This window comes from Herbidospora sp. RD11066 (assembly GCF_054661255.1).
This window is the reverse complement of sequence record NZ_BAAGDO010000039.1, coordinates 1-467: the sequence shown is the minus strand read 5'-3', so window position 1 is coordinate 467 and position 467 is coordinate 1. Positions and strand designations below refer to the sequence as shown.

The 467-nt window shown below is 64.0% G+C and carries 1 protein-coding gene; it reads right to left on the bottom strand.

All coding sequences use genetic code 11. From position 1 onward, the window contains the following. A partial coding sequence (locus tag ACYQ78_RS39265; protein ID WP_459806083.1) for an AAA family ATPase occupies positions 1-467 on the bottom strand: 467 nt, incomplete at both ends.

The window sequence follows — 467 nt, the reverse complement described above, 5'->3', positions numbered from 1 at the left end:
TGGACCTTGGCCTTCATCCGGTCGTAGTTGCCCTCGACGTCGTTGTTCTTGGCGAACCCGACCCCGATGCCCTTGGAGATGTCCCGGGTGCCGAGGTTGGTGGTCATGATGATGACCGTGTTCTTGAAGTCGACGACGCGGCCCTGGGCGTCGGTCAGGCGGCCGTCCTCCAGGATCTGGAGAAGGCTGTTGAAGATGTCGGGGTGGGCCTTCTCGATCTCGTCGAACAGCACGACCGAGAACGGCTTGCGCCGGACCTTCTCGGTGAGCTGGCCGCCCTCTTCGTAGCCGACGTAGCCGGGCGGGGAGCCGAAGAGCCGGGAGACGGTGTGCTTCTCCATGAACTCCGACATGTCCAGCATGATCAGCGCGTCTTCGTCCCCGAACAGGAACTCCGCCAGCGCCTTCGAGAGCTCGGTCTTACCGACACCCGACGGGCCGGCGAAGATGAACGAGCCACCGGGACG